This is a genomic window from Microbacterium sp. BWR-S6Y, assembly GCF_041379845.1.
Taxonomy (GTDB): Bacteria; Actinomycetota; Actinomycetes; order Actinomycetales; family Microbacteriaceae; genus Microbacterium; species Microbacterium hydrothermale.
The window spans coordinates 144013-161594 of record NZ_JBFECV010000003.1 but is presented as its reverse complement, the minus strand read 5'-3'; the positions used below and the strand labels follow the sequence as shown (position 1 = coordinate 161594).

At 72.3% G+C, this 17582-nt stretch carries 16 protein-coding genes and 2 tRNA genes; 6 read left to right on the top strand and 12 right to left on the bottom strand.

Annotation, left to right across the window (positions count from 1 at the left end; genetic code table 11):
- Positions 1-124: 124 nt before the first annotated feature.
- A complete protein-coding gene (locus tag AB1K56_RS07800) occupies positions 125-943 on the top strand; it encodes an SDR family oxidoreductase (protein ID WP_371205188.1) in 819 nt (272 codons plus the stop codon).
- Positions 944-1056: 113 nt separating this feature from the next.
- Positions 1057-1425: a hypothetical protein gene (locus AB1K56_RS07795; protein ID WP_136585582.1), complete on the top strand. Its 369-nt coding sequence runs from the start codon at positions 1057-1059 to the stop codon at positions 1423-1425.
- Between the two features lie 82 nt (positions 1426-1507).
- Here the strand turns inward: AB1K56_RS07795 and AB1K56_RS07790 are convergent, their stop codons facing one another.
- The 4 genes from AB1K56_RS07790 to AB1K56_RS07775 form a co-directional block, all read right to left on the bottom strand.
- A complete protein-coding gene (locus tag AB1K56_RS07790) occupies positions 1508-2374 on the bottom strand; it encodes a zinc-ribbon domain-containing protein (protein ID WP_136585581.1) in 867 nt (288 codons plus the stop codon).
- Between the two features lie 115 nt (positions 2375-2489).
- Positions 2490-2563 (bottom strand) — tRNA-Ile (locus tag AB1K56_RS07785).
- An 87-nt stretch (positions 2564-2650) separates the two neighbouring features.
- Positions 2651-3607: an isoprenylcysteine carboxylmethyltransferase family protein gene (locus AB1K56_RS07780; RefSeq protein WP_371205187.1), complete on the bottom strand. Its 957-nt coding sequence runs from the start codon at positions 3605-3607 to the stop codon at positions 2651-2653.
- 11 nt (positions 3608-3618) lie between these two features.
- Positions 3619-4581, bottom strand: a complete 963-nt coding sequence (locus tag AB1K56_RS07775; protein WP_371205186.1) for a DMT family transporter — start codon at positions 4579-4581, stop codon at positions 3619-3621.
- A 41-nt stretch (positions 4582-4622) separates the two neighbouring features.
- Between AB1K56_RS07775 and def the strand changes: the two genes are divergently transcribed.
- A complete protein-coding gene (gene def / locus AB1K56_RS07770; RefSeq protein WP_136585578.1) occupies positions 4623-5189 on the top strand; it encodes a peptide deformylase in 567 nt (188 codons plus the stop codon).
- 36 nt (positions 5190-5225) lie between these two features.
- Here the strand turns inward: def and AB1K56_RS07765 are convergent, their stop codons facing one another.
- From AB1K56_RS07765 to AB1K56_RS07755, 3 genes are all read right to left on the bottom strand, one after another.
- Positions 5226-6530, bottom strand: a complete 1305-nt coding sequence (locus tag AB1K56_RS07765) for a glutathionylspermidine synthase family protein (protein ID WP_371205185.1) — start codon at positions 6528-6530, stop codon at positions 5226-5228.
- On the bottom strand, positions 6530-6904 hold the full coding sequence (locus AB1K56_RS07760) for a tRNA-dihydrouridine synthase (protein ID WP_136585576.1): 375 nt from the start codon (positions 6902-6904) through the stop codon (positions 6530-6532). The genes AB1K56_RS07765 and AB1K56_RS07760 overlap by 1 nt, the downstream gene beginning before the upstream one ends.
- A 146-nt stretch (positions 6905-7050) precedes the next feature.
- Positions 7051-9582 carry an acyltransferase family protein gene (locus AB1K56_RS07755; RefSeq protein ID WP_371205184.1) on the bottom strand — a complete coding sequence of 844 codons (2532 nt, stop codon included), beginning with the start codon at positions 9580-9582 and terminating at the stop codon, positions 7051-7053.
- 139 nt (positions 9583-9721) lie between these two features.
- Between AB1K56_RS07755 and AB1K56_RS07750 the strand changes: the two genes are divergently transcribed.
- The 3 genes from AB1K56_RS07750 to AB1K56_RS07740 all read left to right on the top strand — a co-directional run bounded on the left by AB1K56_RS07750 (position 9722) and on the right by AB1K56_RS07740 (position 12156).
- The gene (locus tag AB1K56_RS07750; protein ID WP_371205183.1) at positions 9722-10216 is read left to right on the top strand and encodes a DUF2231 domain-containing protein; all 495 of its coding nucleotides are present in this window, start codon (positions 9722-9724) and stop codon (positions 10214-10216) included.
- Between the two features lie 143 nt (positions 10217-10359).
- Positions 10360-11892, top strand: coding sequence for a serine/threonine-protein kinase (locus tag AB1K56_RS07745; protein ID WP_371205182.1), 1533 nt, complete (start codon positions 10360-10362; stop codon positions 11890-11892).
- 69 nt (positions 11893-11961) lie between these two features.
- On the top strand, positions 11962-12156 hold the full coding sequence (locus AB1K56_RS07740) for a hypothetical protein (RefSeq protein ID WP_371205181.1): 195 nt from the start codon (positions 11962-11964) through the stop codon (positions 12154-12156).
- Between the two features lie 50 nt (positions 12157-12206).
- Here AB1K56_RS07740 and AB1K56_RS07735 read toward each other — a convergent pair.
- From AB1K56_RS07735 to dusB, 5 genes are all read right to left on the bottom strand, one after another.
- Positions 12207-12282: transfer RNA gene (locus AB1K56_RS07735), tRNA-Asn, on the bottom strand.
- 62 nt (positions 12283-12344) lie between these two features.
- Positions 12345-13118 (bottom strand): ATP-binding cassette domain-containing protein, encoded by a 774-nt coding sequence (locus tag AB1K56_RS07730; protein ID WP_264630858.1) that lies wholly within the window; start codon positions 13116-13118, stop codon positions 12345-12347.
- A gap of 80 nt (positions 13119-13198) precedes the next feature.
- Positions 13199-15040: a DNA primase gene (dnaG, locus tag AB1K56_RS07725; protein WP_371205180.1), complete on the bottom strand. Its 1842-nt coding sequence runs from the start codon at positions 15038-15040 to the stop codon at positions 13199-13201.
- On the bottom strand, positions 15040-16374 hold the full coding sequence (locus tag AB1K56_RS07720; protein ID WP_371205179.1) for a deoxyguanosinetriphosphate triphosphohydrolase: 1335 nt from the start codon (positions 16372-16374) through the stop codon (positions 15040-15042). Before AB1K56_RS07720 ends, dnaG begins: the two co-directional genes overlap by 1 nt.
- Entirely contained in the window at positions 16364-17530 is a 1167-nt protein-coding gene (dusB, locus tag AB1K56_RS07715; RefSeq protein WP_264630861.1) for a tRNA dihydrouridine synthase DusB, read from the bottom strand. The genes AB1K56_RS07720 and dusB overlap by 11 nt, the downstream gene beginning before the upstream one ends.
- Positions 17531-17582: the final 52 nt, after the last annotated feature.

Here is a 17582-nt window from a genome sequence, read left to right as displayed (position 1 = left end):
CCCGATCCGCTCGGCGAGGACGGTTGTCCGAGCGCTCGTGCCGGGCTGTCAAGCCGTCCGAAGGGCCGAAGAACGCGGCGTACCGTCGCTCGCGTTCACCCTCCCCCTTCCCGCAAGGACTCCCATGAGCAAGATCTGGTTCATCACCGGCGCGTCCAAGGGCTTCGGCCGCGAGTGGGCTGAAGCCGCCCTCGAGCGCGGCGACAGCGTCGCCGGCACCGCCCGCGACCTCGACGACGTTCAGGCGCTCGTCGACGCCTACCCCGACACCTTCCTCCCGCTGCAGCTCGACGTGACCGACCACGCGGCCGACACCGCCGCGGTGAAGGCCGCGCACGAGAAGTTCGGCCGCCTCGACATCGTGGTCAACAACGCCGGGTTCGGACACTTCGGAATGGTCGAGGAGCTCGCCGAGGACGAGGTGCGCGCCCAGCTCGAGACCAACTTCTTCGGAGCGCTGTGGGTCACTCAGGCGGCTCTGCCGATCATGCGCGCGCAGGGATCGGGGCACATCATCCAGGTCTCCAGCATCGGAGGAATCAGCGCGTTCCCCTCGGTGGGCGTCTACCACGCGTCGAAGTGGGCGCTGGAGGGGCTGTCGCAGTCGCTCGCCCAGGAGGTCGCCGGATTCGGCATACACGTGACCCTCATCGAGCCCGGCGGATACTCGACCGACTGGTCGGGCCCCTCCGCGAAGCGCAGTGACGAGATCGAGGCGTACGCCGAGGTGCGCGAGCAGGCGGCCAAGCGGCCGTCGGCCGCCGAGCCCGGTGACCCGGAAGCGACCCGCTCCGCGATCCTGAAGGTCGTGGACGCCGAGAACCCGCCGTTGCGCATCTTCTTCGGCAAGGCGCCCCTGGGCATCGCCGAGCGCGACTATGCGTCGCGGCTGCAGACGTGGCGCGAGTGGCAGCCGGTGTCGGAGGAGGCGCACGGCTCGTGAGCCAGACCCCGCCCGGGACCGGCGCGCTGCCGGCATCCCGGGCGGGGCGGGGCCGAGCAGGGCAGTGCGGGGCGCGTCGCCTCACCGCCCGGTCGCGGTGCGATGATGAGTCGGTGAGCTCCGACATCGGTTTCCCCCCGCGCCGCAGTCGCGAGATCCTGCAGGCCTGGGTCGACGACTACCTCGCGGAGTCCGGCCTGAACGGGGCGCGCGTCGACGTCGTGCCGCAGGACGGCGAGGACGACCTCGACACCGGGCTGGTCATCATGCGGCCGAAGGACTCGCCCCTGACCGTGTACATGCAGCCGCGGGCGTTCGACGACCCGCTGTGGGAGCTCACGATCCCCGCCCGCGACGAGGATTCCACGCTCAGCGCCCTCGAACTGGGGGCCGTCGCGGCGGTGGTGCTCGACGCGGCGCGGCTGTGCACGTACCTGCAGTTCCGCTCGCTGGAGTGGGATCGCTCCTCGGGGCGTCGCTGACGCACCCTCCCCTCCCGGGACGTCGCCCGGCGAGGCGCAGGCCTTCGGCGGGAGCGCTCGACGACCACACGCTGTCGGCGCTTCATCGCAGGTACGCATCCACGAGCAGCGGACCCCGGATGCCGCGGAACGCGTCGACCAGCCGGTCCCGTGCCGCACGATTCCAGGTCGTCACCCGAAGATCGTGGGGACCGAGGGGTTCGAGTTTCGCGGTGCGCAGCCGCACGACCTCCCATCCCGCGGCGCGCAGCGCGCGATCCTTGCGCCGGTCGGCCTGTTCCCGCCGTCCGACGTGCTCCAGCCCGTGTCGACCGATCGAGTCGTACTCGACGGCGATGCGCAGTTCGGGGAACACCAGGTCGGGCCAGACCTCGAGGTGCTCAAAGAAGGGTCGAGCGACGCGGACCGCGGTGCACTCGTCGCGCAGGTCCAGCCGTTCCCGCACATCGGCCCGCACGCGCGCCTCGATCGCGGAGGCGGGCTTCGGGGCGCACACGGAGACGAACGCCTCTCCCACCGCGACATCCGGTGTCTTCTCGCACAGCCGCAGGGCGGGTCGCGGGCGTCGGGCACGGAGGACCTCGTTGCCCGTGATCGCGGGCAGGGTGACGGCATCCCGCATCGGCAGCGCCACGGTGAGACGGGGGTTCGCCCTCTCGCTGCACTCGGGACACCAGGCGCTGCGCCGTCGCTCGCGCCCCGGGCGCAGGCGCTGCTCCCCCGGGGTCGCCGCGAACCGGTGGCCTGCGTCGCACTGCCAGAGCAGCAGCACCTCCGCCGCAGGAGGCACCTGGCTCAGCGCGATACCGGCGTTGAGGTCGGGGTGGTACTGCCGCACGAGCGCGGGGAACGGCGCCCACGCCTCGCGATACGTCCCCACCGGATAGGGCACGTCGAGCCCCTTCGACCACTGCCGGCGCGCCCACCAGGCCTGCACTCTCTCCGCCATGCGCCCGACCGTAGCGGCGGCCTCCGACATCGGTCGGCTCGGTGTCGAACTCGTGCGCTCCCGCGCGGCGCAGCGGGGCGACGCTCCACGAGGGCCCCGCGTCGGGGAGGAAGAGTAGGGCGGGTGGGACTTGAACCCACGATCGTCGGGTTATGAGCCCGCTGCCTTGACCAGCTTGGCCACCGCCCCCAGCGATGACGAGCCTAGCGGCATCCCGACCCCGATCTCGAAAGCGACCGGCCCCGACCGACGCCGTCGATCAGCTTCCCGTCGGTATCAGTCCACCGGCCTCAGCCGTGGCACCCAGCACCGGACCGCACGGGCGTACGCGCGGTAGGCGTCGCCGAAGGTGCGCGACAGGTCGGCTTCCTCGTGCGGGCGTATCGCGTAGTTCCACACCAGGGAGCCCGCGAGCGCGTACGCCACGACCATCCACGACGACATCATCAGTCCCACCCCCACGCCCTGCGCGATCCCGGCCATCGCCATGGGGTTGCGCACGAACCGGTAGGGACCGGCGATCACCAGCCGGTTCGGCATGGCCGAGGGCAGCGGGGTCCCGTCGCCTTTCACGGTGAGGGATGCCGCCGACCACAGCCCGAGACCGCTCGCCGACAGCACCACGAGGACGCCGGCGATCGCGACACCGACGGATGCGGGCAGCGACAGGCCCCACCGCGCTTCGAGGGCGTCGATGATGAGCGGGAAGACGACGAGGAACAGGCCCCAGAACACGACGATCTGCCCGAGCGTGACGACGACGTGCACGAGGGGCGTGCGACGCGGACGCGCGGGGCGGAAGGCGAACGGGCCCACCAGCAGCCACTCGGTCGGTATGCGCCCGAGTGCCAGCAGGAACCACGCCCCGACCGCCGCCACGCTCGCCGCGATCATGAGGATCACACCGACTCCCGCGAGGGCGGTGACCGTCGCGTACACCGCGAGCAGAGCGGTGACCACGATCGTCCACACGGTCGCCACGCTCGCCGCGCCGATCGCCGCACGCCCGGAGAGCACCGCGGCCAGCCCCGAGGCGACGACGAACAGCGGGATGTCGACGGCGGCCACGGCGATCGGGTCGAGCGCTCCGAGCGTCGCCTCGCGCACGAGCGGCACGGTGAAGACCGCGACCCACCAGGCGGCACCCGCGACGGCCTGGACGGCGAAGTACGCGCGGCCGATCGTCGCGGCGGCCGGTTCACCCTCGAGCGGGGAGCGGTGCGCGGTGGTCATCCCCGCGCCCGTCAGTGCACGCGCGGTCTCGCGGGCTTGCCGTCGGCGGCGATCTGCGGGTGGTGCTTGGTGAGCTGCACCACACCCCACGTGGCGATCGCGCCCGCGATGACGAACCCGATGAGCGCCCACGCCGGAGCGGTCGAGGCCTCGCCGAGCACGAGCAGCCCGATCAGCACCGCGACGATCGGGTCGATGACCGTCAGGCCCGCGATGACCAGGTCGGGCGGGCCCACCGAATAGGCCGTCTGCACGAAGTACGCGCCGACCGCGACCGCGGCGAGGAGGGCCACCAGGCACAGCAGGGTGAGCCACTCGAAGTTCCCGGCCTGCGCGCGGCTGATGACGACCTTGGCGAGGGTCGCCACGAACCCGTAGATGACGCCCGCGGCCATGATGTAGAACAGCGCCTGCGCGCGGCGGCGCACGAGCACCCAGAACACGCCGAAGACGAGCACGACCACGGCCAGGATGCCGAGGATGATCAGCAGTTCGCGCTCGGTGATGACGTGCTCGGTGGCGAAGAACGCCGCGATCGTGACGAAGATGAAGATGCCGCCGACGCACAGGGCGATCGCGAGCAGCGACTGACGCGTCGGCTTGTGGCGCGACACCCGCGCGTTGAGCACGGTCGTGATCACCAGCGCGATCGCGCCGAGGGGCTGCACCAGGATCAGCGGGGCGACCGACAGGGCCGAGAGCTGGCACACGATCGCCAGGCCCAGCATGAGCGTGCCCGCCACCCACGACGGACGCGTCAGCAGCGAGGTGAGCTGCTTGCGCGAGAGGCCGCCGGTGGTCTTGCCCGACAGGCGCTCGACCTTCTGCACGCCACGGTGCTGGTACTGCGCCCCGAACGACATGAACACCGCTCCGAGCAGCGCCAGCGGGATGCCGAGGAGGATGCGCGGATCGCGGAAGACGCCGACGAGCTGATCGATTCCGTCGCTGAGGGTTGCATCGAGCGGAGTCACCCTCCGACGATAACCGCACGCCCGCTGGTTAGGCTGGTGACGTGGCCGTACTCCCGATCCGCATCATGGGTGATCCCGTGCTGCACGCTCCCGCCGCCCGCGTCGACGAGATCACCGACGAGGTGCGTCAGCTCGTCGCCGACATGTTCGAGACGATGGACGCCGCTCCCGGCGTCGGTCTCGCGGCGCCCCAGGTTGGCGTCGGGCTGCGCATCTTCACGTACACGTACGAAGACGACGAGGGACAGCCGTGGCGCGGCGTCGTCATCAACCCCGAGCTGTGGATCCGTCCGCTCGAGCCCGGCTATCCCGATCCCGACGACGAGAGCGAGGGCTGCCTGTCGTTCCCCGGCGAGCGCTTCCCCCTGCGCCGGTCCGAGGCGGCCCTGCTGACCGGCACCGACCTCGACGGTCACGCCGTGCGCATCGAGGTCACGGGGTGGCGTGCGCGCATCCTTCAGCACGAGTTCGACCACCTCGACGGCATCTTGTACGTCGACCGACTCGACGACGAGGACGCCCGGGTCGTGGCGAAGATCGCGAAGAAGCGCAAGTGGGGCAAGCCGGGCGCGTCGTGGATGCCGGGCGTCGACGACATCGACGCCTGAGCGTCGGGGTCGCCGGGCCCGCCGGCATCCGGATGCTCAGGATTCGATGATGTTCGGGGCGAAACGGCAGTAGTAGTCGGTGATGGGGCCGTCGGACTCGCGGATGCCGACGCCGAAGGCCTCGTCGTTCACCACCCAGGACCCGAGCACCGGGTGGTTGCTCCCCCGGCTCCCGGGGTAGTCGGGCAGCTCGTGATACTGCTGCCACACACGTTCGCGACCCCGGCCCTCGCGTCGATACTCCTGGCCGTTGGAGGCGACGCTCCCGTCGGCGCGGTGCACGCGGATGCCGTCCCCCTCACGACCGAAGACGGGTTTGACGACGAAGTCGGTCATGCCGTTCGGACCGTCGGCGTAGGCGGGGAGCAGGTTCGGGTGACCGGGGAACAGTCGCCACAGGGCGACGAGCAGCAGCTTGTTCGACAGGAGCATCTTCCAGGCCGGCTCGTACCAGCGGCCGAACAGGCCGCGCCCCGCGATGAGGAGGGCCCCGAACTCCTGATCGCCCACGACGCGGTCCTCACCCGAGACGAGGTCCTCCCACGGGTAGAGCTTGAAGAGGTTGCGGATCACGGGGTACTGCGTGCCGGGCTCGTCGCCGGGGAGCACGGCGACGCTGCGTGAGGAACCCCACGGCTCGGGCACGCCGACGAACTGCCGCGCGCCGTGGTGCCAGCCGATGTCCTTCATCTCGATGCCGGTGTGCTCCCACCCGGCCTCCGCGGCGAGGTCGCGCATGTAGGCGACGGTGTCCCAGTCCTCGCCGTAGATGTCGGCGTCCGAGTGGGCGACGAAGAGCCGCCCGCCCTCCCCCTCGCTGAGGGAGCGGTGCAGCAGCGTCCGCCAGCGGTCGACGAGGGCCTCGTGCAGCCCGTTCCACTGGTCGGTGTCGGCGGGGAGCGCCCCGGTACGGATCCGGTCCTGCAGCCAGAACCACTGGGTCACCGAGGCCTCGATGAGTCCCGTGGGGGTGTCGGCGTTGTACTCGAGCATCTTGGCCGGCGATCCGTCGCCGTCGTAGGCGAGATCGAAGCGCGCGTAGACGTCGGGTTCGTCCTGTTCGAGCGACCACTGCGCGAACTCGAACGCCCGCGGGTCGAGCCCGAGGGTGCCCATCTCGCCGCTCGCGAGATAGCGCGCGGCCTCGCGGCTCATGCGGTGCAGCTCTTCGGTCTCCCTCTCCAACCGCTCGACCTCGGGGAGCGTGAAGACGTAGGCGGCGGCGTCGTTCCAGTACTCCACCGCTGATCCGTCGTCGCGCAGGGTGCGCGAGTAGATCAGTCCCGACTGCTTGATCGTACGTTCCCAGTCGGGGCGGGGGTCGAGTTCGATGCGGCGCATCAGCCGCCGTGGCTTCCGTCGGACCCGGAGCCGCCGAAGCCGCCCCGCGACACGCTCGCCCCGTCGCTCGAGATCCCGCGCGCCGCCGTCTTGCCGGAGGGGAGCTCGTCGACGCCGCCTGTCGTCGGCTGGCCCACCGCGGGGACCGTCCGCCCGCTCGAACCGATCGGGAGGTAGTACCAGTGCGCGCTGCCGCCGTGGTTGTTGCAGTCGTCGTCGGGCAGGCGCTTCTCCGTCGCGTTGTCGCGGCAGATCTGCGCGTAGTCCTCCGACACGTTCGCGCCCTGACCGCACCCGGTGAGGGTCGCGGCGAGCGCGGCGACGACGCCGACGGTGACGGTGCGCGACGCGCGACGGCGCGTGGGGGGATGCATCGGTGGTCTCCTCGGGATGCCGGGACGGCGGGGCCTCCGGTGATGCTCTCACACCGTTGCGACGCCCGGGGCACGCGCCGCCGCGCGAGGCGTCCCGCGGGTGTCGTGCGTGGACGCGCGCAGATCGCGGTCGCGTCGTCGGGCGCTCACCACAGGCCGCGTGACGTCAGCTCGCCCCGCAGGATGGGCGTCAGCCGCTCGGCGTAGGCGGGGGTGATGTGGGTGTCGTCGTATCGCACGGGCGTCTGCCCCGCGAAGGCCGGGCAGACGCCCTGCCAGCAGGTGAAGCGGAGGGCGCTGATCGCGGCGTCGCCGGTCGTCGCCGCCTGCGCCTCCGTCGCCGACTCCATCTGCGTCCACACGTCGTCGACGGCCGACAGGCAGGCTCCCGGCCCCGTGACGGGCGAGAAGCAGCGGCCGAGGTCGGCGCCGTGCGGCGGAGGTGCGAGGTGCACGGTGCGTCCCGCCGGAACCCATCCGGCCACTTCGCGTGCGGTGGCGGATGCCAGGTCCGCGGCATCCAGATCCCGCCCGTCGACGGTGCGGGCCAGGGTGAACGCGTTCGAGACGACGAGGAGATCCGCGGGATCGGCGGCCACCATCGCCGCCACGGCGTTCTTCCGCGCGTCGCAGCCGGCCGTGACCGCGGGGTCGCGGCTCTCGATGAGCACGTCGGTGAAGCGGCATCCGTACATGCCGACGGTCGTGACCCGCCACGCGCCGCCGCTCTCTTCCGCGAGACGGGCGAAGGCCGGCGCATAGGCCATCGCGCTGGAGTCCCCCACGAGGGAGAGGTGGTGGGAGGCGCCGGCGTCTCCCCAAGTGCAGCTCGACGCATCGGGGGTGCGATCGGGCGTGAAGCACTCGTGCGCCCGGTTCGTCGCCGACGAGTCGCGGATCGCGTCGTCGAGGGAGGGATGCAGCTCGGGCCACGCGTTCGCCGTCGCCGCGGCCGCGAGGTCGCTCTGAAGGCGCGTCAGGGCGTCGTCGTCCTGAGCGGCCACCGCGGCCGGTGGAGCCGCGACGAGGGGAACCCCCGGGAGGGTCGGCGCTCCGTAGGCGACGAAGACGGCGAGAACCGTCGCGCCGGCGCCGATCACCAGCGTCGCGAGGGCCATCGCCGTGCGCGGGGCGAAGCGCGCCCTCCAGGTCGACCAGGACTCGTCTCGGTCCGTCGGGCGCGAGGGGGACGTCTCAGTCGGACCGACGTCGAGGGAGGTGGTGTCTCCTCCCGGCGCGGGGGATGGTGCGGTCGCCGCCGGAGCGGTCTCGACGCGGGGACCGCGGGAGGTCGCCGCCGTCACGGCGGGGACGACGGCCGGGGCGCCCGGTCCCGGCGTCGCGGCGGGGCTTCCCGGCTCGGTCGCGGGGGCGCCCGGCTCGATCGCGGGGGGCCGCGCGCCCGGGTAGTACCGCTGCCCGGGGACCCAGCCCGCCGGACGCGACGCCAGCGCCCTCGGGCGCGGTGACGGTTCCTCCGCGCGTGCGGACGCGGCCCTCGTGCGCGCGGGCGTCGCCACAGGGCTTGCAGAGGTCGCCGCGACGACGGCGGGTGCGGCACCGACCGATCCGGCGGCCGGGGGCGCGGCATTTGCCCGTCCGGCGTGGCGCGGCCAGGGCATCCGGTGCACGGGCTGCTCGACCCCGAGGAACGTCGCCACCGACAGTACGACGATCGCCAGAGCCGTGATGGCGAGAGCGCCCGGGCCCGGCGGCAGAAGGATGCCGGCGAAGACGATGACGGGCAGGTGCCAGAGGTAGAGCGAGTACGAGAGGTCGCCGATGACCACCGCGAGCGGGTTCGTCAGGACGAACAGGGGCCGGTGACGCGGATCGCCGCCGACGCCTCCGGCGATGACGAGCGCCGCGCCCGCGACGGGGAGGGCGGCCCACGGGGCGGGGAAGGCGGCATCCGGGTCGACGACCACGAACGACGTGGCGATCACCGCGACGCCCAGCCAGGAGAACAGACCCCCGACGGCTCGAGGGAGGCGGGCGAGCGGAGCGGCACCGGCCGCGATGACGGCACCCACGGCGAGTTCTCCGACCCGCGTGAGAGTCGAGAAATACGCCAGGCTCGGATCGGTCGGGGTGAACATCCCCGCGGCGGCACCCGACGCGACGACGACCAGGAGCGCGAGCAGGGCGATCAGCACGCGAGCCGTACGTCCGCGTCGGGCGATCGCCGGAAGGATGGCGACGGCGAGGAGGACCAGCAGCGGCCATGCCAGCGAGAACTGCTCCTCGACCGACAGCGACCAGAAGTGCTGCAACGGCGACATGTCGGTGGTCGCGAAGTAGTCGCGGCCCTCCCACCCGAACCTCCAGTTGGAGGCGAGCCCGAGCGCGGAGAGCGCATCGAGGAGCGTCCTCTCGGCGCGGGTCGTCGAGAACAGAACGGAGCCGAGCGCCACGACGCTGATCAGCACCAGCACCGCGGCCGGGAGGAGGCGCTTCACGCGCCGCGCGAAGAAAGCGGTCAGGCGCACGGTCCCCGCCTCGCGCAGGTCGCTCAGGAGGATGCCGGTGACCAGAAACCCCGAGAGGACGAAGAACACGTCGACGCCGACGAAGCCGCCGCGCGGCCACCCGGTCAGGTGGGTGGAGACGACCGCGAGCACCGCAACGGCGCGGAGCCCCTGCAGGTCGCGGCGCCTGCCCGCGTGGCTCGTGGTCACGGAACGTCCTTCCCGGCCGTCGGGATCGACCGGAGAGAGCTTAGTGGAAGCGCTCCCACGTCGTCCGTCCTCGGCAAGCACGTCTGTCCGGCTCGCGCAAGCCCGATGTCCGATCACGCACCGGTGGTTCCATGTGCGCATGTGGCAGATCGCGGGCCTCCCCGCCCACCCCTTGCTCGTTCACGCCGTCGTGGTGCTCATCCCCCTCGCGGCCCTCATGGTCGTCGTCGGCAGCGTCTGGCCGGCGGCGCGCCGCCGTCTCGGCATCCTGACCCCGATCGTGGCTCTCGTCGCGCTGATCTTCGTGCCGCTGGCGAAAGAGGCGGGTGAGGCCCTGGAGCGCCAGGTTCCCGAGTCGGCCGTGCTCGAGCGGCACACCGAGCTCGGTGATCAGCTGCTGCCGTGGGCGATCGGACTCTTCATCGTCGCGGCCGGCCAGTGGCTCTGGTTCCGACTGCGCGCGCGGCGCGCCGACCGACGGGACGGCGGCGGCCGTGCCGGCGGACGCGTGGCGACGATCGCCATCGCGATCGTGGCGATCGTGGTCGCCGGTGCCACCACCTTCTCCGTGGTGCAGGTCGGCGACAGCGGCGCGCGCGCGGTGTGGTCGAGCGGGTCGTCGGGATCCGACTGAGACGCTCATTATCGGCGTCGGTCGCGCGCACCGCCACCCCCATGGGGGCGCAGTGCGGCCGACGTAGCGTTCGCAGGGGTGGATCGTCACCCGCCTCCCACCGCCTCCGTGGCGCTCACGCAGCGCCCACCGTGAAGGATTCGATGGACCACGCACTCGACGCGCCGCTGCCCCACGCGGGCGACATCCTCGGTGGACGCTACGTGCTCACCGAGCGCATCGGCGCCGGCGGGATGGGGCGGGTGTTCCGCGCCCGCGACGAGGTGCTGCGCCGTGACGTCGCGGTGAAGATCTTCTTCACCGACCGCAGCGACGACGCCGAGCCGCTGCGCCGCATGTCGGAGGCGCGGGCGCTGGCCGCGCTCGATCACCCGTCGCTGGTGACGCTGTACGACGCCCGGCTCGACGCCGGCGACCACGTCTACCTCGTGATGGAGCTCATCGACGGTCCGTCGCTGCAGCGGCGAATCGAACAGGGGCCCCTCTCCCCCGTGGAGGTCGCGGGCATCCTGTCGGACCTCGCGGCGGCCGTGGCGGTCGTGCACGACGCGGGCATCGTGCACCGCGACATCAAGCCCTCGAACGTCCTCCTCCGCCCCGTCCGCGGCGCGGCGCGCGGGTTCGAGGCGGTGCTGGCCGACTTCGGCGTCGCCCACCTCGTCGACGCGACGCGCCTGACCACCCCGGGAACCGTGATCGGTACCGCCGCCTACCTCGCGCCCGAGCAGGTGCGCGGCGAGGCACCGCAGGCGGCATCCGATGTCTATGCGCTCGGACTCCTGACGATCGAGGCGCTCACCCGTCTGCACCCCTTCGGCGGGGGCTCCGTGCAGGAGACCCTGCTCGCCCGGCTCGCCCGGCAGCCGGACGTGCCCTCGACCCTTGGGTACGCCTGGCGGTCCCTGCTCACGGCCATGACCGCGCACGATCCGTCGTCGCGGCCGTCCGCTTCCGATGTCGCCGCGCGGGCGGCGGTGCTGGCAGCGGGGGCGGAGACGCTCGCGGCCGACACGGGACCGGTGACGGTGACGACGGATGCCGCGTGGGCCGACCTCGGCCTGGCGGGCGTGGCGATGGGCGGGGCGGTCGCGACCGAGAGGCTGTCCAAGCCGTCGACCGTGATCGCGGCTCCGGCCGACCCCGCGTCACTCCGCGGCGAGACGGAGGCCGCGGCGGTTCCGTCGCGTCGACGACACCGGCTGTGGGCCGGAGTGGGCGTGGCGGCGGCGGTCGTCGTCGCCGGACACCTCGTGGCGTTCTCCGTCGCCGGGTCGGGCGGTGCGCCCGCGGGCGGGAACGTCGCGTCTCCGCGGCCGTCGGTCGTCGCCGAGAGCCCCGCTCCGTCGCCCTCGACGGAGCCTTCAGCCCCCACCGTCCAACAGGTCGCGGACACCGGCAGCGATGCCACGTCCGGACAGGCCCCCGCGGACCCTGTCTCCGTCGACCAGCCGACCGTCGATCAGGCGCCCGCAGACACCACCCCGGTCGAGCCCGCCCCCGCCGCCCCTCCGATCTCGGAGCCCGCACCCGGCACCGGCCCGGGAGCGGGCAACGGAGCGGGCAACGGAGCCGGCAACGGTGGCGGCCCGGGACCAGGCCGCGGGAAGGGCGAGGCGAACGGTCCGGGCCCGGGCGCATCGCACGGCAACGGGAAGGGTTCGCCCGGCGCGCCCTGACGGGCGGTTCGCCGTCGGCGGCTCGGGGCGGCTGCCGCGGGAGTGCTGCGCCGCCACGGTGGGCTCGCGATGGACCCGGTTCAACGTCGGGCCGCGGTCGCTCTGGTGGAGGCGGCGCGCATCGCGCTCCCCCGCGCGAAGGAGGACCCGCGCGGGCGGTTCTCGCGCACGCTGTTCCCCGCGCACCTCGACGCCGCCCAGGCGCGCGAACTGGTGGCGCACCCGCCGCGCTCGGACGAGGATCTCCCGATCGCGGTCGGCTGAGACGACGAAGGCCCGGACCTCGCGACTTCTGCGAGACTCCGGGCCTTTCGTGGCTCCCCGGCTTGGACTCGAACCAAGAACCTATCGGTTAACAGCCGATTGCTCTGCCAATTGAGCTACCGAGGATCATGCTCGCCTTGCGGCGGGCAACCCCACGATACTAACAGCACCCGGGGCAGCCGGAAAAATCAGCGCGCCGAAATCCGTCGCTCGGGCGTGCCGTCGGGCGTCCACTGCAGTGTCTCGTCGCCGTGCCCCAGCGCGACCGTGTGCCCCGCGTGCAGCACGAGCACGTCGGCGTCCAGATCGCGCGGCGCATCCGCGTCGTTCGTGACGATGAGCGACGCCATGCCGCGGTCGTCGCGGCGGCGGATGATCGAGGCCCGCGCGGCCGCCCGCACCTCGACGTCGAGGTTGGCGTACAGGTCGTCCGCGACGAACAGTCGAGGCTCCAGCACGAGGGCGCGCGCGAGGGCCACGCGCTGGCGCATGCCGGCGCTCAACTCGTACGGGTACTTCGGAGCCGTGCCCAGCGGCAGCTCCATCTCGTCGAGGAGCGTCGCCACGCGCACCGCGAGGGCGCGGGTGTTGACCCGGCGGTCACGACTGGTGATGGGTTCGGCGATCACGTCCTGCACCGTCAGCCGCGACGGGAGTCCCGCTCCGGCGCCCTGCGGCAGGTATCCGGTGTGGAAGGTCCACTCCCGACGGGCGCGTCCCGGCCGACGAGCCGAGATGCCGTGCACGCGCGCGTCTCCGCCGACCACGGTGAGACCGTCGTCGGGATGACCGGCCAGCAGTGACACAAGCGAGGTCTTGCCCGCTCCTGTCGCCCCGCGGACGATGAGCGTCTCCCCCGCGGACAGCGAGAGGGTGACCCCGTCGATGACGCGCACGCCGTTGCGCGCGAGCGAGAGGTCGTCGGTGCGGAGGGCGACGTCGGTGTCGAGGGAGCGCGGCATGTCCTCATCCTCCCCGACGATCGCGTCGCCCGTCGCGGGGCTTCCTCGCGACACGCCGGTGCGGTAGCGCTCCCGCGGGGTCAGGTGGCGACGAGTCGCTGACGGTCGGCGTCCAGTTCGCGCAGCCGCAGCCGCAGCCGGCGCCCCTCCTCCGATTCCGCGGGGACGCGCTGGATGCCGCGGAGGAGCTCGTCCTTCTCGCGCTGCAGTTCGCGCACGAGGAGGCCCCGCGCGAGGTCGTTCGCCGAGGCCACGGCTCCCTCTTCGGTGCGGGCGGGGAACTCCGCGGTCAGCAGCTCGGCGGCGAGGGAACGGAACGGCTCGCGCACCGCCTCCACGGCCGTCACGGCCCAGCCGGGCTGCGACAGATCCGTGGATGCCAGGGACGCGCGCACCGCCTCGAGGGCGGGGTGGCCGAACGGCGTCTGCAGGGCCCGCAGGAACAGGTCGGGATCGATGCGGTGCCCGTACTGCAGGAAGGCCATCATCGCCCCGCGTTCGAGGGCGACATCGCGGGTGTGCGGGAGGGAGGCCATCGTCACCGAGACCGCGACGGGGGCGGGCTCCGCGGAGCGCTGCGCGTCCCTCTTCTCGGCGCGGTCGGCCCCGCGGGCGGCCCGCTCGACCGCGGACTGCACCTCGGGGATGTCGAGGCCCAGGCGACGCGCCAGCACGCGCACGTAGCCGGGTCGCAGGGCGGGGTCGCGGATGTCGGCGACGATCGGCGCGGCCGCGTTCAGCGCCCCGGCGCGGCCCTCGACGCTGGAGAGGTTGAAATCCTTCAACCGCTGATCGATGACGAACTCGAACATGGGGGCCTTGGTCTCCATGAGCGAGCGGACGGCGCCGTCGCCGCGCTGCAGACGCAGGTCGCACGGGTCGAGGCCCTCGGGCGCGACGGCGACGTACGTCTGCGCCGCGAAACGCTTCTCGTCGGCGAAGGCGCGCAGCGCCGCCTTCTGGCCCGCGGCATCCGGATCGAAGGTGAAGACGACCTCGCCGGAGGCGCTGTCGTCGCCCATCACCCGCCGGAGCACGGTGATGTGGTCGCTGCCGAACGCCGTTCCGCACGAGGCGATCGCGGTGGTCACGCCCGCGAGGTGGCAGGCCATCACGTCGGTGTAGCCCTCGACCACGACCACGCGGTGGGAGCGCGAGATGTCGCGCTTGGCGAGGTCGAGCCCGTAGAGCACCTGCGTCTTCTTGTAGAGCGGAGTCTCGGGGGTGTTGAGGTACTTGGGGCCCTGATCGTCGTCGTAGAGCTTGCGCGCCCCGAAGCCGATCACCTGCCCGGTGATGTCGCGGATGGGCCAGACCAGGCGGCCGCGGAAGCGGTCGTAGACTCCCCGCTGGCCCTGCGACACCAGTCCGGCCTGCAGCAGCTCGTCGCGGGTGAACTTCTGCGCGCTCAGGTGGTCGAGCAAGTGCGACCAGCCCTTCGGCGCGTAGCCGACCCCAAAGTGCGCGGCCGCTCCGGCGTCGAAGCCGCGATCGCCGAGGAACCGGCGACCCGTCTCGGCCTCGGGAGTCATGAGCTGAGCGCGGAAGAATTCCGCCGCGGCGGCGTTGGCGGCGTACAGGCGCGAGCGCCCGGAGGTCTCGGGGGCGGCTCCCCCGTCTTCGTAGTGCAGGGTGTACCCCACGCGCGCGGCCATGCGCTCGACCGCCTCGGTGAACGAGACGTGATCCATCGCGCGCAGGAACGAGTACACGTCGCCCGACTCGCCGCACCCGAAGCAGTGGTAGTAGCCCACCTGCGGGCGCACGTTGAAGCTCGGGCTGCGCTCGTCGTGGAAGGGGCACAGGCCCTTCATCGAGCCCACGCCCGCGGGCTTCAGAGCGACGCGCTCACCGATCACGTCGGCGATGTTCACCCGCGCTTTGACCTCGTCGACGTCGGCCTGACGGATGCGTCCCGCCATCAGGCATCCGCTCCGCGCGAGGCGCGGGCGCCGGGCGCCCAGACGCCCAGCTCGGCGGCGTCGACCTCGCCCACCAGTCGCCCGTGCCACGAGATCGCGAGCTGGTCGGTCAGGCTCGCGACCTGGTCGACGACGACGCGTCGTGCCGCGGCGTCGTCGCGAGCGGCCGCGAAGTCGGGGGCGTGCAGGGCGTCCAACGCTCCGGGGTTCTCCCACAGCGCGGATGCCAACCGCTTCAGCACGTGGCGCTGCTCGCGGTACAGCACCTTGCGGCCGTCGATCGAGACGACGGTGGCGCCGATGATGCCCTTGAGCACCGCCATCTCGACCTCGACCTCGGCCGGGACGATCACATGGGCGCGGTAGCGCGTGAGCTCGTCGGCGGGGTACGCCTCGCGCGTCGCGGCGGTGGCGGCGCGTGCGAAGCGACCGATGAGGTCGGAGGTGAGGTTCTTCAGTCTCGCGAGCGCCGGGCGCGTGCCGTCGAAGGAGTGGATCCACTCCGGCATGGCCATGAGGCGCTCCAGGCCCGCGGCGAGGTCGTCGCGCACGAAGTCGTAACCGACCCAGCGCTGGATCGCGTCGAGCAGCCCCTCGCGACCGACGCGCGAGGCGAGGCGCGCCGGGTCGACGTAGCGGTTGACGACCGCGTCTTCGAAGTCGTGCACCGAATAGGCGATGTCGTCGGAGAGGTCCATGACCTCGGCTTCGATGCAGCGCTGTCGCGTCGGGGCGCCCCCGCGCATCCAGTGGAACACCGGCTCGTCGTCGGGGTAGACGCCGAACTTCAGGCGGCCGCCCGGATCGGGCACGGGCTCATCCACCGTCCACGGGTACTTGCAGGTGGCGTCGAGGCTCGCGCGGGTGAGGTTGAGGCCGAACGGTTCGCTGCCGGCACCGAACACTTTCGGCTCGAGGCGCGTGAGGATGCGCAGCGTCTGCGCGTTGCCCTCGAAGCCGCCGATCTCGTCGGCCCACTCGTTGAGGGCCCGTTCGCCGTTGTGCCCGAAGGGCGGGTGGCCGAGGTCGTGGCTGAGGCACGCGGTGTCGACCACGTCGGGTGAGAGCTGCAGCGCGGTCGCCAGCTCGCGCCCCACCTGCGCGACCTCGAGGGAGTGCGTGAGACGGTTGCGGGCGAAGTCGGCGGGACTCGCGGGGCTCAGCACCTGCGTCTTCGCGGCGAGCCGCCGAAGCGCGGCCGAGTGCAGCACGCGGGCGCGGTCGCGCGCGAAGTCGTCGCGCTGGGAGCGGTGGTTCTCGACGTGGAAGCGCGCCGCGTCGACGTCGTCGTAGCCGACCGGTCGCGCGACCGTCGGCGACGCCTCAACCGCCACTGTGGTGCAGTTCCGCGTCGGCGAGGGCGCGGCCGGCTTCGACGCCGATCTCGCGGGAGTCGAGCCACCCGTCGGGCAGGGCGGGGCGCTTGGGCGTTCCGGCGCGACCGCGCTGCCCCTCGGCCGCGGCTCCCGGGTAGGGGGCGTCGAGTTCCATCGTGGCCAGCAGCTCGTCGATCTCGTCGAGCGTCGAGGCCGTCGCGAGGCTCGCGCGCAGCTCACCGCCGACGGGGTAGCCCTTGAAGTACCACGCGACGTGCTTGCGGATGTCGCGGCATCCGCGCCCCTCGTCCTCAAAGAACTCCACGAGCAGCTCGGCGTGGCGGCGGAAGGCCTTCGCGACGAAACCGAGGGTGGCGTCGACGGGCTCGCCGTGGGCCGCGTCCGGACCGCCGAGGGCGCGCGCGAGGTCGCCGAACAGCCACGGACGGCCGAGGCAGCCGCGACCGACCACGACGCCGTCGCACCCGGTCTCGTCCATCATGCGCACGGCGTCGTCGGCCGACCAGATGTCGCCGTTGCCGAGCACGGGGACGCTCGAAACCGTCTCTTTGAGCGTGGCGATCGCGGCCCAGTCGGCGTGGCCGGAGTAGAACTCGCTCGCCGTGCGGGCGTGCAGGGCGATGGATGCCACCCCCGCCCCCTCGGCGATGCGTCCGGCCTCGAGATAGGTGAGGTGATCGGCGTCGATGCCCTTGCGCATCTTGACCGTCAGCGGCTTGTCGCCCGCCGCCTTCACCGCGCGCTCCACGATCTCGCGGAACAACGAGGTCTTCCACGGCAGGGCGGCGCCGCCGCCGCGCCGCGTGACCTTGGGCACCGGGCAGCCGAAGTTCAGGTCGATGTGGTCGGCGTGGTCTTCGTCGACGATCATGCGCACGGCCGCTTCGGTCGTGGCCGGATCGACGCCGTAGAGCTGGATCGAGCGCGGCGTCTCGGACTCGTGGTGGCGGATGAGACGCATCGTGGTCTCGTTGCGTTCGACGAGCGCGCGCGTCGTGATCATCTCGCTCACGTAGAGCCCGGCACCGTATTCGCGACACAGACGACGGAACGCCGTGTTCGTGATGCCGGCCATGGGGGCGAGCACGACGGGGGCGTCGAGTTCGATGTTGCCGATGCGAAGCGATCGCGTCGGAGCCAATGCCGTATTCACCCTGTCATTCTCCCAGACGCCCGACGCCGACGGTGCCCGCGTCCACGGATGC